This window comes from Faecalibacterium intestinale (assembly GCF_040096575.1).
Lineage (GTDB): Bacteria > Bacillota > Clostridia > Oscillospirales > Ruminococcaceae > Faecalibacterium > Faecalibacterium intestinale.
The window spans coordinates 63,094-77,480 of sequence record NZ_JBBMEN010000010.1; the positions used below are offsets into that span (position 1 = coordinate 63,094).

The 14,387-nt window shown below is 59.1% G+C and carries 11 protein-coding genes; 6 read left to right on the top strand and 5 right to left on the bottom strand.

Annotated elements, in window-relative coordinates:
• Positions 1-26 precede the first annotated feature (26 nt).
• From argF to WMO20_RS08690, 3 genes are all read right to left on the bottom strand, one after another.
• Positions 27-1,022, bottom strand: coding sequence for an ornithine carbamoyltransferase (argF, locus tag WMO20_RS08680; protein ID WP_349186496.1), 996 nt, complete (start codon positions 1,020-1,022; stop codon positions 27-29).
• A 93-nt stretch (positions 1,023-1,115) separates the two neighbouring features.
• Entirely contained in the window at positions 1,116-1,595 is a 480-nt protein-coding gene (locus WMO20_RS08685; RefSeq protein ID WP_112091154.1) for a deoxycytidylate deaminase, read from the bottom strand.
• A 164-nt stretch (positions 1,596-1,759) separates the two neighbouring features.
• Positions 1,760-1,885, bottom strand: a complete 126-nt coding sequence (locus WMO20_RS08690; protein ID WP_278320367.1) for a hypothetical protein — start codon at positions 1,883-1,885, stop codon at positions 1,760-1,762.
• Between the two features lie 426 nt (positions 1,886-2,311).
• Between WMO20_RS08690 and WMO20_RS08695 the strand changes: the two genes are divergently transcribed.
• From WMO20_RS08695 to WMO20_RS08720, 6 genes are all read left to right on the top strand, one after another.
• A complete protein-coding gene (locus tag WMO20_RS08695; RefSeq protein WP_112091153.1) occupies positions 2,312-4,396 on the top strand; it encodes an elongation factor G in 2,085 nt (694 codons plus the stop codon).
• 249 nt (positions 4,397-4,645) lie between these two features.
• Positions 4,646-6,061, top strand: coding sequence for an extracellular solute-binding protein (locus WMO20_RS08700; protein ID WP_349186497.1), 1,416 nt, complete (start codon positions 4,646-4,648; stop codon positions 6,059-6,061).
• Between the two features lie 33 nt (positions 6,062-6,094).
• Positions 6,095-9,127: an EAL domain-containing protein gene (locus WMO20_RS08705; protein WP_349186498.1), complete on the top strand. Its 3,033-nt coding sequence runs from the start codon at positions 6,095-6,097 to the stop codon at positions 9,125-9,127.
• A gap of 61 nt (positions 9,128-9,188) precedes the next feature.
• Positions 9,189-10,127, top strand: coding sequence for a GTP-binding protein (locus WMO20_RS08710; protein ID WP_349186499.1), 939 nt, complete (start codon positions 9,189-9,191; stop codon positions 10,125-10,127).
• A 54-nt stretch (positions 10,128-10,181) separates the two neighbouring features.
• Complete coding sequence (locus WMO20_RS08715) at positions 10,182-11,306, top strand: Gfo/Idh/MocA family protein (RefSeq protein WP_349186500.1); 1,125 nt, start codon at positions 10,182-10,184, stop codon at positions 11,304-11,306.
• Entirely contained in the window at positions 11,299-12,321 is a 1,023-nt protein-coding gene (locus WMO20_RS08720) for a Gfo/Idh/MocA family protein (protein ID WP_349186501.1), read from the top strand. The genes WMO20_RS08715 and WMO20_RS08720 overlap by 8 nt, the downstream gene beginning before the upstream one ends.
• 55 nt (positions 12,322-12,376) lie before the next feature.
• Here WMO20_RS08720 and WMO20_RS08725 read toward each other — a convergent pair whose 3' ends face one another.
• Both WMO20_RS08725 and WMO20_RS08730 read right to left on the bottom strand, forming a co-directional pair.
• A complete protein-coding gene (locus tag WMO20_RS08725) occupies positions 12,377-12,886 on the bottom strand; it encodes a PTS sugar transporter subunit IIA (protein ID WP_308563427.1) in 510 nt (169 codons plus the stop codon).
• A gap of 149 nt (positions 12,887-13,035) precedes the next feature.
• Positions 13,036-14,058: a threonine aldolase family protein gene (locus WMO20_RS08730; RefSeq protein ID WP_112091146.1), complete on the bottom strand. Its 1,023-nt coding sequence runs from the start codon at positions 14,056-14,058 to the stop codon at positions 13,036-13,038.
• Positions 14,059-14,387: the final 329 nt, after the last annotated feature.

The window sequence follows — 14,387 nt, forward strand, 5'->3', positions numbered from 1 at the left end:
TCTGCGAGCCTTCCGGGCTTATCTCTTTATTCCTGATACCCCAAGGTGGCCGCCATGACCGCCTTGATGGTGTGCATCCGGTTCTCGGCCTCGTCAAACACGATGCTCTGGGGGCCTTCGAATACCTCGTCGGTCACCTCCATGGCATCGCGGCCAAAGCGCTCGCCCATCTCCTTGCCCACAGTGGTCTTGTGGTCGTGGTAGGCGGGCAGGCAGTGCATAAATACTGCATCCGGGCCTGCAATATTCATCAGATCCTGATTGATCTGATAGGGAGCCAGATCGTGGATGCGCTCCGCCCAAACCTCTACCGGTTCGCCCATGGATACCCACACATCGGTGTACAGCACGTCTGCGCCCTTTGCGGCCTTGACGGGGTCCTCCTCAAAGGAGAGGGTCGCCCCGGTCTGGGCGGCAACGGCCTGACACTGCTCTACCAGCGCGGGGTCGGGCTGATACTTTTTGGGTGCACAGGCGGTAAAGTGCAGACCCATCTTGGCGCAGCCCACCATCAGGCTGTTGCCCATGTTGTAGCGGGCATCGCCGAAGTAAACGAAGTGGATGCCCTTCAAGTGGCCGAAATGCTCCTGAATGGTAAGGAAATCGGCTAAGATCTGGGTGGGATGGAACTCGTTGGTCAGGCCGTTCCACACCGGAACACCGGCGTAGTGCGCCAGATCTTCCACGATCTGCTGGCCGTAGCCCCGGTACTCGATGCCGTCAAACATCCGTCCCAGCACCCGGGCGGTATCGGCGATGGATTCCTTTTTGCCGATCTGACTGCCGGAGGGGTCCAGATAGGTCACTTCCATGCCCAGATCGTGGGCGGCTACCTCAAAGCTGCAGCGGGTGCGGGTGGAGGTCTTTTCAAAGATCAGAGCAATATTTTTGCCCTGCAGCTGGTCGTGCCGGATACCGGCCTTCTTTTTGGCTTTCAGGTCAGCGGCCAGCTCCAGCAGCTGACCGATCTCGGCAGGGGTGTAGTCCAATAGCTTCAAAAAGCTGCGATTTTTCAGTTCCATTGTATATTTCCCTCTCTATGCAAGCACTCTTGAATATTTATTCAAGCTATGATCCTATTATAGTACGTTGCATCAGGAAGGTCAAGAGGGAGCTTACAGTTCCAGCTCTGCCCGGCGTCCGGTGGGCTTATAGGGGGTCAGCCGGACACCGGCGTGCTCGAACATGAACCGCGCCGCAATGCTGGAATCGCTGTCGTGATACTTGTCGCCGTAGTACACCACCTCGGCAATGCCGGACTGGATGATGGCCTTGGTGCACTCGTTGCAGGGGAACAGGGTCACATACACCCGGGCACCCTTCAGGTTGTTGTGGGCGCTGTTGAGGATGGCGTTCAGCTCGGCATGGCAGACGTACATATATTTGGTCTGCAGAGGGGCACCCTCCCGCTCCCAAGGCATCTCGTCATCGCTGCAGCCCATGGGCATCCCGTTGTAGCCCAGAGAAAGGATCTTATTTTCCGGGCTTACGATGCACGCACCTACCTGACTGTTGGGGTCCTTGGAGCGCATGGCGGTAAGCAGCGCAATGCCCATAAAATATTCGTCCCAGTTGATATAATCCTCGCGTTTCATCGCGTAAAACCTCCTGCCCCTTTATGCGGGTCTGCGGCTTGACAAACCCGGAAAAATAGACTATACTACGAATAGAAAGAGCGCTGCCCGGCAAAACGGCTCCGCTCCTCATGGATCAAATGACCAAAAGATCAAGTGACCGTGGCTTGGGGAAGCGCTGGCGGTCACTTTTTCTTTTTGCCGTTGTCATGGTGTTTTTCTCTCTGCTCGAGTTTCCATGTGATTTCAAAGGTCACATGTACGATGGTGACGATAAGCGTCAGAAGCATCAGAATCTCGGAGATCGACATCCAACATCCCTCCTTCCGCCGAAAGCATCAGGAGAGATCGCTTCAAAAAGCTGCCCTCCTGACACCTGCTTCACTCTGGGGTGAATTTGCAGAACCAGTGAGGACACAGAGCCGCCTTGCGTTTTGGGTCAACGCCCTTACCGCCGAAGCGGCACCTACAGCATACCATAAAACCCGCATATTTGCAACGAAAACTCCCGGCTCCGCACCTATACGCGCTGCCGGGAGTTCTGCTTTTTTCAGTCCGTCCGTTTTACACCCCAATGTCAACTTGCACAAAACAGTGCCCGGAAGTTTGGCAGGCGTTTTTGCTAAATTTTGAAACGATATATTTAAAAATCGTTTCGGATGTGGTATTATCTTTGTAAAATATGCCACAAAAACGGAGAGAACGCTCCGTGCGGCGGAAATGAGGGAAAAACCGATATGAAATACGCAAGCAACAACATCCGCAATATTCTGATTGCCGGCCATGCCGGCAGCGGCAAGACCACGCTGACCGAAGCATTGGTCTATTTTTCGGGCGCTGCCGAGCGTATGGGCCGGGTTGAGGACGGCACCACGATTTCGGACTTTGATCCCGAGGAAGCAAAGCGCAAGGCCAGCCTGTCGGCGTCCGTTGTGCCGGTGGAGTACGAGGGCATCAAGTACAACCTGATCGATGCACCGGGTCTGTTCGACTTTGAAGCAGGCGAGTACGAGGGCATCCGCGCCGCCGAGAGCGTGCTGGTGTGCGTGTCCGGCCGCAGCGGTGTTACCGTGGGCGCAGAGAAGGCGTTCCAGCTGGCGCGCAAGAACGGCAAGGCCACCATGGTGTTCGTCTCCAAGTGCGATCTGGAAAACGCCAACTACTTCAAGATCCTTGAGGACATGAAGATCCGCTTCGGCTCCACCGTCTGCCCCTGTGTCGTGCCCGCAAAGCTGGATGACGGCACCCCCGTGTACATCAACCTGTTCAGCCAGAAGGCCTTCAAGTACGAGAGCGGCAAGCAGATCCAGGTAGATCTGCCGGACATCGGCCACCGCTTCCAGGGCCTGATCGAGGCTATGAGCGAAGCCATTGCAGAAACTGACGATGAGTTGATGGAAAAGTTCTTCGGCGGCGAGCCCTTTACCACCGAGGAAATCGTGGAGGGTATGCGCAAGGGCGTTAAGGACGGCCTGATCACTCCTGTGTTCTGCGGCAGCGCCGTAAATCTGCAGGCACTGGATATGCTGCTGTTCAATATGCACAAGCTGCTGCCCAGCCCGGAGCACGAAGCCAGCACGCTGGCCGAGGACGCCAACGGCGAGCCGGTGGAGCTGCACTGCACCGAGGACGAGCCCACTGCCGCCTACGTCTTTAAGACCGTGGCTGACCCGTTCGTGGGCAAGCTGAGCTATCTGCGGGTTATCAGCGGCAAGGTGACCGCTGGCGAGCCGCTGACCAACGCCCGCACCGGCGAGGTGGAAAAGATCACCAAACCCCTGACCGTCCTTGGCAAGAAGCAGATGGAAAACGACGGCATCGGTGCCGGTGATATCGGCGCTGTGGCAAAGCTGGTGAGCGCAAAGACCGGCGATACCCTGTGCGATGCAGACCGCGTGGTCAAGCTGCCTGCACCCGTGTTCCCCAAGCCCAGCCTGTTCATGGCTGTTACCGTTGCCAAGAAGGGCGACGAGGGCAAGATCTCCAGCGCACTGGCGCGCCTGATGGAAGAAGACCCCACCCTGTGCTACATCAACAACGCCGAGACCCATCAGCAGGTCATCGGCGGTCTGGGCGAGCAGCATCTGGACGTGGTCAAGGCCAAGCTGAAGAACAAGTTCGGCGTGGAGATCGGTCTGGAAGCTCCCCGCATCGCCTACCGCGAGTCCATCCGCAAGGCCTGCCAGAAGCAGGGACGCCATAAGAAGCAGACCGGTGGCCACGGCCAGTTCGGTGACGTTATCATCAACTTCGAGCCCTGCGACAGCGAGCAGGTGGTGTTTGAGGAGAAGGTGTTCGGCGGCAGCGTGCCCAAGAACTTCTTCCCCGCTGTGGAAAAGGGCGTGCGTCTGGCTGCCGAAAAGGGCGTGCTGGCAGGCTACCCTGTGGTCGGCCTGAAAGCTACCCTGCTGGACGGCAGCTACCACCCGGTAGACAGCTCTGAAATGGCCTTTATCATGGCTGCAAAGCTGGCATATAAGGCTGCTATGCCGGAGGCTGGCCCCGTCATTCTGGAGCCCATCCACACCCTGAAGGCTCATGTGCCGGGCGACAACACCGGCGACATTATGGGCGATGTGACCAAGCGCCGCGGCCGCGTGCTGGGCATGGAGCCGGACGAGGACGGCTTGCAGACCATCATCGCCGAGGTGCCGCTGGCAGAGCTTGCAAACTTTACCACCTTTATCCGGCAGACCACGCAGGGCCGCGGCTGGTTCACTACCGAGTTTGCCCGCTACGAGATCCTGCCCGAGATGCTGGTGCCTGCCGTTGTGGAGCAGGCCAAGAAGCTGGGCAATCTGGACGAAGCTGCAGACGACTGAGCCCTGAACCCCTGATTTGACATTTCCCCGAGCCCCCGCCGACACTTTTTCCCTCTGTCGGCGGGGGCTTTTTTGCGTTTGTGACGTGTTTTTTGACAGAACTGCCAAAAAACCAGACTGGAATTCGTCATCTGCACTTTTTTACCAGATTTTTCAAGAAATAGTTTACACTATGGCAGAAATGGTGGTATTATATAAAATAGTGTAGTATGGGGTAAAATGCGCCTGTATACGCTGGGAGGGTATGGGATGAAGAATAAGATCTCGCGCCGCAGTTTTCTGGCAGCGGCTGCGGTCTCGGCAGCGGCACTGGCAGTGTCCGGCTGCGATGCAAAAAAGAGCAAAAAAGAAGTGACCGACATCACGGTGTGGAACTACTACAACGGCGACCAGCTGGAAAGCTTCAACCGCCTTGTGAGCACCTTCAACGAGACCATCGGCAAGGAAAAGGGCATCCGGGTGTCCGGCTCCAGTCAGGGCACGGTGAATGATCTGGAAGCCAACGTGATGGACGCTGCCGAGGGCAAGGTGGGCTCTGCGGAGATGCCTACCATTTTTGCCGCCTACGCAGATACCGCGTACAAGCTGGATCAGATGGGCATGGTGGTGGATTTAAAGGACTACCTGACCGAGGATGAACAGGCCGCCTTTGTGCCCGGCTATATCACCGAGGGCGATTTTGACGGCAGCGGCAGCATAAAAATTTTCCCGGTGGCAAAATCCACCGAGCTGATGTTCTTTAACGATACCGACTGGCAGCGGTTCGCAAAGGAAACCTTTGTGCGTTACGGTGCCCTTTCCACCATGGAGGGCGTGACGGCGGTAGCCGAGCAGTACTACAACTGGTCCGGCGGCAAGGCACTGTTTGGCAGGGATGCCATGGCAAACTATATGATTGTGGGCGCAAAGCAGCTGGGCTGCGAAATTTTTGAAGTGCACAATGGCAAAATGACCCTGCACTTTGACCATGATGTGGTGCGCAAACTGTGGGATAACTACTATGTGCCCTTCGTCAAGGGGTATTTTGCTGCGAATGGCCGCTTCCGCAGCGATGACGTGAAAACCGGCGCACTGCTGGGCTGTGTAGGCTCCTGTGCCAGTGCCACCTTCTTTCCGAAGCAGGTGATGCCCGGGGATAACCAAGTCCACGATATCGAGATGAAGGTGCTGCCTGCGCCCCGGTTTGCCGGGAGCGAAAAGGTGGCGGTGCAGCAGGGTGCCGGCATGGTGGTCACCACCGGCACCGAGGCCGAGATCAACGGCGCAGTCACCTTTTTAAAGTGGTTCACCGAGCCGCAGAATAACATCGCTTTCGCGGTGGAGTCGGGCTATCTGCCGGTGACCACCGCCGCCAACGACATGGACGCCATCCGCGCAAGCGGGCTGGAACTGACCGACAATATGGAGCAGACCCTTTCCGGTGCGGTAAAAACGGTGCGCAAAAACGAGCTGTACACCCCTACGGCCTTTGCAGGCGGCAATGCAGTCCGCAAGATACTGGAATACAGCATGGGCGATCAGGTCAGTGCCGACCGGGACACGGTGCTGGAACGCATCGCCGCAGGCCAGAGCGCCGAAGCAGCCATGGCGGAGTTTTTGACCGACGACTATTTTGAAAAGTGGTATCAGGCCACCCTTGCACAGTTACAGCAGTACGAGGGCTGACCGCCCGGAAAAAGATGGAAAGGAGGCAGGGCGATGTTTGACGCATGGAAAGAGCGCCAGCGGCAGCGCTTGAAAAACAGACCGGAAAGAACCGTGTTCTACAATATTTTTGCTACCATGATGCTGGTGCTGGCGGTGGAGCTGCTGATGGCGGTCGCCAGCATCCTTGCCGTCAACGTGACCGGACAACTGGACGAAAACGCCAAGGATCTGCTTACCATGCGGGTGCGCAACCGCGCCAGCTATGTGCAGGAGATCCTGCGGAACGCGGAGGATCTGGAGCAGCTGAGCGAACAGATCACCACCACCCAGCAGCTGCTGAAAAGCGGCGATATCTCGCTGGATACGCTGGATAACAGCAGCGAACAGAGCGATGCCCTGCTGGTAGCGCTTGCCCCGCAGCTTCTGGACACCCTGCGCACAAAGCAGGTGACCGGCATCTTCCTTATACTGAACACCCACGATCTGGACACCTGCGAGGTGGGCAAAAAAATGCCCGGCATCTACCTGCGGGATCTGGACCCGGACGCCCGCCCTTCGGAGCGCAACAACGACCTTTTGCTGGAACGCGCCAGCGCCACAGTGGTAAAAGAGCTGGCTATCGGCACGGATAAGGGCTGGCAGCCCGCCTTCCCTTATCAGGCCAATGCCAAGGGCGGCATCCTGCGCTCGGTCTTTCAGGCCGCGTATAAAGACGGTGCCAGCCTTTCGGCAGAAAACTATGGCCGCTGGACCACAAACTCCTACTGTCTGGCAGGGGACGACCGGAACGCCATTGCCTACTCGCTGCCACTGATCTTACCGGACGGCACGGTATACGGCGTGGTGGGCGTGGAACTGCTCACTGACTATCTGCAAACAAAGCTGCCTTTCACCGAGCTGGACGAGGACAAGGCAGGCACCTATTTTATCGTGACCACTACCGATGATGCGCTGACGGACGACGTGCTCTCCCTGCGCAAGACCGTGACCTCCGGCGAGGATCTGGTAACGGCAGATGCACCGCTGGGCGTTTTGAACTGCCGCAGCAACGGCAACGGCGGCAACTGGGTGGAGCTGAACGATAAGCGCTATTACATGGTGCTGGAGCCGCTGCAGGTGTATAACCGCAACGCGCCCTTTGCCGCTGAAAAGTGGTTTCTGGCCGGTACCATGGAACAGTCGGTGCTGCTGGCTTTTTCCGACCGGGTACGCGAGTTGCTGCTGGCCACCATAGTGGTCACACTGGTGCTGAGCGTTTTGGGCAGCCTGCTGGTCTCGGCACGGCTGGCCAGCCCCATCAACCATTTGTACCGCGAGGTGATAGACGCGCAGGAGAAAAAGACCTTTCCGCACCTGTCACGCACGGCCATCCGGGAGGTGGACCGCTTTGCCGAGACCATTACCGAGCTGAACAAGGAGCTGGTGACCAACTCCACCAAGTTTTTGCGCATCATGGATATGGCCAGTGTGGAGATCGGCGGCTACGAGCTGCGCACCGACACCGGCAGCGTGTTCGTGACCGATAATTTCTTCTCCCTACTGGGCAAGCCCGAGATGCAGGGCAAGCCGCTGAGCGTGCGCCGCTTTGAGGAGGTGCTCAAGGGCATCCGGGAAAAGAATCCCCGTGACCGCACCGCCGAGGGAGACGAGCTGCTGACCATTCAGCAGCCGGACGGGGTGCGGTACATCATGCTGCGCAGCACCATCGAGGGACACGCCAAGATCGGTCTTGCCGAGGACGTGACCGCCGCCGTGCTGGAGCGGAAGCGCATTGAGCACGAGCGCGATTACGATATTCTGACCGGGCTGTACAACCGGCAGGCCTTCAACCGGGTGTGCACCGAGCTGTTTGCCGCGCCGGAGCGCATGGGCGTGGCGGCACTGATGATGATGGACCTGGATAACCTCAAGCACATCAACGATACCTACGGCCACGACTGGGGCGACCAGTACATCCGCCGCACCGGTCAGTGCCTGCGGGACAATACCCCCGCCGGGACTGTCTGCGCCCGCCTTTCCGGCGACGAGTTCCTTGTGCTGTTCCACGGCTACCGCAGCCGGGACGCCGTGCGGGAAAAGATCGACCGCCTGACCAATGCCATGCAGCAGAGCGTGGCGCTGCTGCCCAGCGGCAACGCCTTGCACATCAGCCTTTCCGGCGGCATCGCGTGGTACCCGGACGATGGGCAGGACTGGGAGACCTTGAAAAAATACGCCGACTTTGCCATGTATCAGGTCAAGCACGCGGATAAGGGCCGGGTGGAGGAGTTCGACATCGGGGTGTACAACCGCGAAGCCTACGCCGAGCGCACCCGCCGGGAGTTCCGGCAGCTGCTCAGCAATGCGCAGGTGTTCTATTGCTTCCAGCCCATCTTCTCGGCACGCAGCGGCAGGGTGGTCGCCTACGAGGCGCTGATGCGCTCCGACCTGCCCACCCTGCGCTCCCCGGCCACCATCATGAAGCTGGCGCGGGAGCAGGGGGCACTGTACGAGATCGAGCGCATCACCTTTACCAAGGCGCTGGAGACCTTCGACAGCCTGTGCCGGGCGGGCAGCGTGTCCGAGGAGACCATGCTCTTTGTCAACTCCATCGCCAACACCTGCCTGTCGCATGAGGACGGCAAATATATAAACAACCATTGGCACGAGCTGTGCCACCGCATGGTCGTCGAGATCACCGAAGAGGAAGCTATCGACTACGAAGCACTGGAGAAAAAGCGCAATGCACCGGGATTTTCCGGGATGTTTGCGCTGGACGATTACGGCAGCGGCTATTCCAACGAGAATACGCTATTGCAGCTTGCACCCCGGTTCATCAAGGTGGATATCGCCATCATCCGGGGCATCGACACCTCGCCGGACAAGCAGCAGATCCTGCGCAATGTGGTGGCCTACGCCCACCCCCGCAGCATGAAGATCGTTGCCGAGGGTGTGGAGACCGCCGCCGAGCTGCGCACGGTCATCGAGCTGGGCGCAGACCTTTTGCAGGGCTATTTTCTGGCGCGCCCGGCCATTGTGCCGGGGGATATCGCGCCGGAAGCAGCGGGGATCATCCAGGAGTTGCAGCGCCGGAAAAAAGACTGAAATATATGCCCTCCCGGGCGCTGCGGCGCTGGGAGGGTTTTTGCAACGGAGGTAAAAAGATATGGTTCAGGTGGATCTCATCACCGGCTTTTTGGGCGCAGGCAAGACCACCTTTCTGCGCCGCTATGTGCGGTATCTGGTACAGCAGGGGCATAAGGTGTGTATTCTGGAAAACGACTTTGGCGCGGTGAACGTGGACGCCATGCTGGTGCAGGAGGTGCTGGGCCCCGGCTGCGATGTGGAGACCATCAGCGGCGGCTGCGACTGCGACACCCACCAGCGCCGGATGCGCACCAAACTCATCGCCATGGCCATGCGCGGCTTTGACCGTGTAGTGGTGGAGCCCAGCGGCATCTTTGACGTGGACGAGTTTTTCGATATCCTGCGGGACGACCCGCTGGACCGGTGGTATCAGCTTGGCAGCGTCATTGCCATCGTGGATGCCCTGCTGCCGGAAACGCTTTCGCCGCAGGCAGAGTACCTGCTGGCATCTGAGACCATGAACGCGGGCTGCGTGCTGCTGAGCCGCGCCCAGCTGGCAGCGCCCGCCCAGTGCGCCGCCGCCGCTGCCCACTTGGAGCGTGCACTGGAAGCCGCAAAGTCCTCCCGCCGCTTTGTGCCGGGGGAGATCCTTGCCAAGGACTGGGTTGCCCTGACCGATGCAGACCTTGCAGCCCTTGCCGCCTGCGGCTACCGGCAGGCCAGCTGCGAAAAGCTGCATTTTGACCAGCACGCGGCCTTTACCTCCCTTTGCTTTCTGGAACTGCACCTCACCCCGCAGCAGCTGCAAGCCGCCGCACAGCGGCTGTTCGCAGCGCCGGAGTGCGGGCAGGTGCTGCGGGTCAAGGGCTTTGCACCCGCCCCGGCGGGCGGCTGGCTGGAACTGAACGCCACCGCTGCCGGCTGCACCCTTGCGCCCATCCCGCAGGGGCAGGAGGTAGTCATCGTCATCGGCGAGGGGCTGGACAAAGCCGCCATTGAAGCAAAATTGAAGGGGTGAAAGGCAGTTTTCCCCCATAACAAAACGCATTGTGGAAAAACAGGAGGGAGCATCATGCAGGAAGTACGCGCAGCCGTTATTGGCACCGGGGTCATGGGGCGCAAGTATGCCCAGATGATCGCAGAAGGAAAGGCGGGCGCATTGCGCCTGACCGCCGTGGTCTGCCGCAGCGCCGGGGCGCAGCAGTGGGCAAAGGATACCCTGCCGGATACGGTACGGGTGTGCCCCAACGCCGAGGAGCTGTACGCCCACGCCGAGGAGTTTGACGCCGTGCTGGTGGTCACCCCGCACAAGACCCACCCGGCGCTGGTAATGCAGGCTTTTGCTCACGGCAAGCACGTTCTGTGCGACAAGCCCAGTGCAAACGCGCTGGCATCGGCGCTGGAAATGAACCGCGCCGCCGAAAAAAGCGGCCTTGTTTTCGCCATGATGTTCCATCAGCGCCGCTACAAAAAGTATATGCGGCTTAAAAAATTACTGGATGATGGTGCTCTGGGCGAGATCAAGCGGGTGCAGCTGGAAAACAGCCGCTACTTCCGCACATGGATGTACCACCGCTCCGGCAGCTGGCGTTCCAGCTGGGCAGGGGAGGGCGGCGGTGCGCTGCTCAATCAGGGACAGCATATTCTGGACATCTGGCAGTGGCTGTTTGGAATGCCAACCAGTATTTATGCCGTGATACCATACGGTAAGTATAACAATTTCATGGTGGACGATGAAGCTACCCTGCTGATGGAGTACCCGCAGCAGCGCACGGCAACCTTTATCCTTTCCACCGGCGAGGGCAGCTACACCGAGCGGTTGGAGATTGTGGGCACCAAGGGCACCGCCCTGCTGGAAGAGGACACCCTCACCCTGCACACCTACACGCCAGACACCGAGACCTACCGCCGTACCGCAGACTGCACCGAGCGCCAGCAGCTTACCGAGACCACTACCACCGAGCAGTTCGCACCGCAGGCAGAGCCTTACCCGGAGATGCTGGCAAACTTTGCGGACGCCATCCTGCACGGCACACCCCTGACCGCCCCCGGCGTGGAGGGCGTGCGGGCGCTGGAACTGACCGATGCCGCGTACCTGTCCGCGTGGTTGGGGGAAAAGCTCACCCTGCCGCTGGACGCAGAACGGTTTGAACAGGAGCTGCAAAAACATATTCAGGAGGAACAGGCAAATGGCTAAGCTGCGGTTTATCGTAGTAGGCTCCGGCTGGCGGTCGCTGTTTTACTGGCGCATCGCGCAGGCGCTGCCGGAGCGGTTCGAGCTGTGCGCCATGCTTTGCCGTACCGAGGAAAAGGCCGAAAAAATGCACCGGGAGTACGGCGTGCCGGTAAGCACCTCGGCGGAGCAGTGCGCTGCCCTGCACCCGGACCTTGTGGTGGTGGCAGTGAATAAAGCGTCCATTGCCGCCGTCAGCACCGAATGGCTTGCCCGGGGCTTTGCCGTGCTGAGCGAGACCCCGGCGGCGCTGGAGGAGGACGCATTGCGCGCCCTCTGGCAGCTGCACCAACAGGGCGCAAAGCTGCAGGTGGCGGAGCAGTACTGGCTGTACCCCACGCTGGCAAAACGGCTGGCAGCAGTGCGCAGCGGCGCGCTGGGCACGCCGCAGTTTACCCGGCTGTCGGTGGCGCACGGCTACCACGCGGTCAGTCTGGCGCGGCAGTTCCTGAACGCCGGGCAGCAGCCGGTGCGGGTGACCGGACGCAGCTGGACGGAAAAGATCATCGAAACGGATTCCCGCTGGGGTGCGGTGCATAACGGCGCATTGGTGGAAAAGACCCTGCAGCAGCACACGCTGGAATTTGCAGGCGGCGGCACGGCGTTTCTGGATTTTAACGGCGTGCAGTACCACTCTTACCTGCGCAGCACCCACACCAGTGTGCAGGGAGAGCGGGGCGAGCTGTTCGATGATACCCTGCGCTGTCTGGATGCCGTCGGAGAGCCGGTGTGCCGTCTGCTGACCCCGCTGCCCGACCCGCTGGCAGCTGCCGCCGCACAGGCAGGGCTTAACGAGGACGAGACTGCCATCGCCTGTTTTCTGGACAGGATGCAGGGCTATCTTGCCGGCGGGGCGGAGGTGTACCCGCTGGCAGATGCCTTGCAGGACGCCTACCTTGCCCTGCTGATGGAGCGCGCCCTTGCCGCCGGACAGCCGCTGGAAAGCACCCCGCAGCCGTGGAATACGGCAGAAGAATAACGAAAAAACGGCTGCTGCACGGGAGAGTGCAGCAGCCGTTTTATCTTATGAAAGCTTAAACCTTGAACAGCGGAGTGCCGGGTACAACATCGCCCTCGGCCAGCATCTTCACATCGTCCGCGCCATCGGTCACGATGATGGCGGTTGCGGTGGGATGGCCGGCTGCGCGGATGGCATCCAGATCGACCTTCAGCAGCGGAGTGCCGGCGGTGACCTTCTGGCCCTCCTTGACCAGTGCGGTAAAGCCCTGACCCTTCATGTCCACGGTATCCATGCCGACATGGATCAGCAGCTCGGTGCCCTCGCTGCTGGTCATGCCCACAGCGTGCAGGGTGGTGGCGATCTGGGTCACAGTGCCGTCAAAGGGAGCGTACACGGTATCACCGGTGGGCTCAATGCCGCAGCCGGGGCCCAGAATGCCCTGTGCAAAAGTCTCGTCAGGGATGTCGGCCTGTGCCAGCACCTTGCCCTGCAGCGGCGTCAGGATCGTCTTGCTCTGGTTGGTGAATTTGCTGGTGTTTTCGTCCTTGGCCTTGCCGCCGAACAGTTTGTCAAAAAAGCCCATGGTGAATGTCCTTCCTTCTTAATCAATGTTCAAAAGCGACAAGGGAACTATCGGATCTCAACCTGCCGCTCCCGAAAACTATACCTATATATAAAAGATACCATATCATCCTGCAAAAAGCAAGAAGCAACCTTACATAAAGCAGTGCGTTACATCAGCGCAAGCAACGCTTCCACCTCATCCATGCGGGTGGCCCAGCTAGTGGCGATGCGCACTACGGTATGGGTGTCATCGAACTTCTCCCAGAAACCGAACTTTGCCTTGCCCTTCAGTGCAGCCAGCTGGGCATTTTCCAGCACAAGGAAGATCTGGTTGGTGGGGGAATCCATAAAGAAGCGGTAGCCCTTTTCCGCAAAGCCGGCCTTCAGGCGGTTGGCCGTGGCAATGGCATTTTTGCTGATGGAAAAGTACAGATCATCGGTGAACAGCACATCGAACTGGATGCCCAGCAGCCGGCCCTTTGCCAGCAGTGCGCCCTGCTGCTTGACCATGGTCATAAAGTGTGCCGGTGCACCGTGGGGGAACACCACAGCTTCGCCGCACAGCGCACCCACCTTGGTGCCGCCGATGTAGAACACATCGGTCAGCCGGGCAAGGTCGGCCAGCGTTACGTCCGTACCCTCGGCAGCCAGACCGTAGCCCAGCCGTGCACCGTCTAAGAACAGCGGCAGCTTGTACTCCTGACAGACAGCGTGCAGGGCTTCCAGCTCTGCCTTGGTGTAAAGGGTGCCGTACTCGGTGGGGTGGGAAATGTACACCATGCCGGGGAACACCATGTGGTCGTGATTGTCGTCGGCGTAGAAGGTAGCCACCAGTTCCCGCAGCTCGGCGGCGTCCAGCTTGCCGTTGTGCTGCGGCAGGGTGATCACCTTGTGGCCGGTGTACTCGATGGCACCGGCTTCATGACCGGCTACATGGCCGGTGGCAGCAGCCACTACGCCCTGCCACCGCTGCAGCATGGATGCGATGACGATGGCGTTGCTCTGTGTGCCGCCGGAGATGAACTGCACATCGGCCTCCGGGCAGGCGCAGGCGGCGCGGATCTTCTCCCGGGCGCTGGCGCAGTAGGGGTCGGTGCCGTAGCCGGAGACTTTTTCAAAGTTGGTCTCGGTCAGCTTTTGCAAAATGGCGGGGTGTGCACCCTCGCAGTAGTCGTTTTCAAAATACAGCATGGCAAAACGCTCCTCTATGTTATTTTAAACAAAGCAGTAACTCTATTCTACATCGCAGAAAAAACTCTGTCAAATCCAAAACGGTGCACAGTACACGCAATGTGCTGCAGAATGTTTACAAATGCCGGAAAGGCGGCAAAAAACGTTTGCGCAGCCGACACCGTAACCGCACTGCCTACAAAAAATGCGAAAGTATGATCCTTTCCAAAAAGATGAAAAGTTTTTTGAAAAAGTGCTTGACAATTTTGCTGCATCTGGTATAATAACTATCGTTCCCGGCGCTGCGGTGCAGGAACACAACAGAATATGCGGATATGGCGGAATTGGCA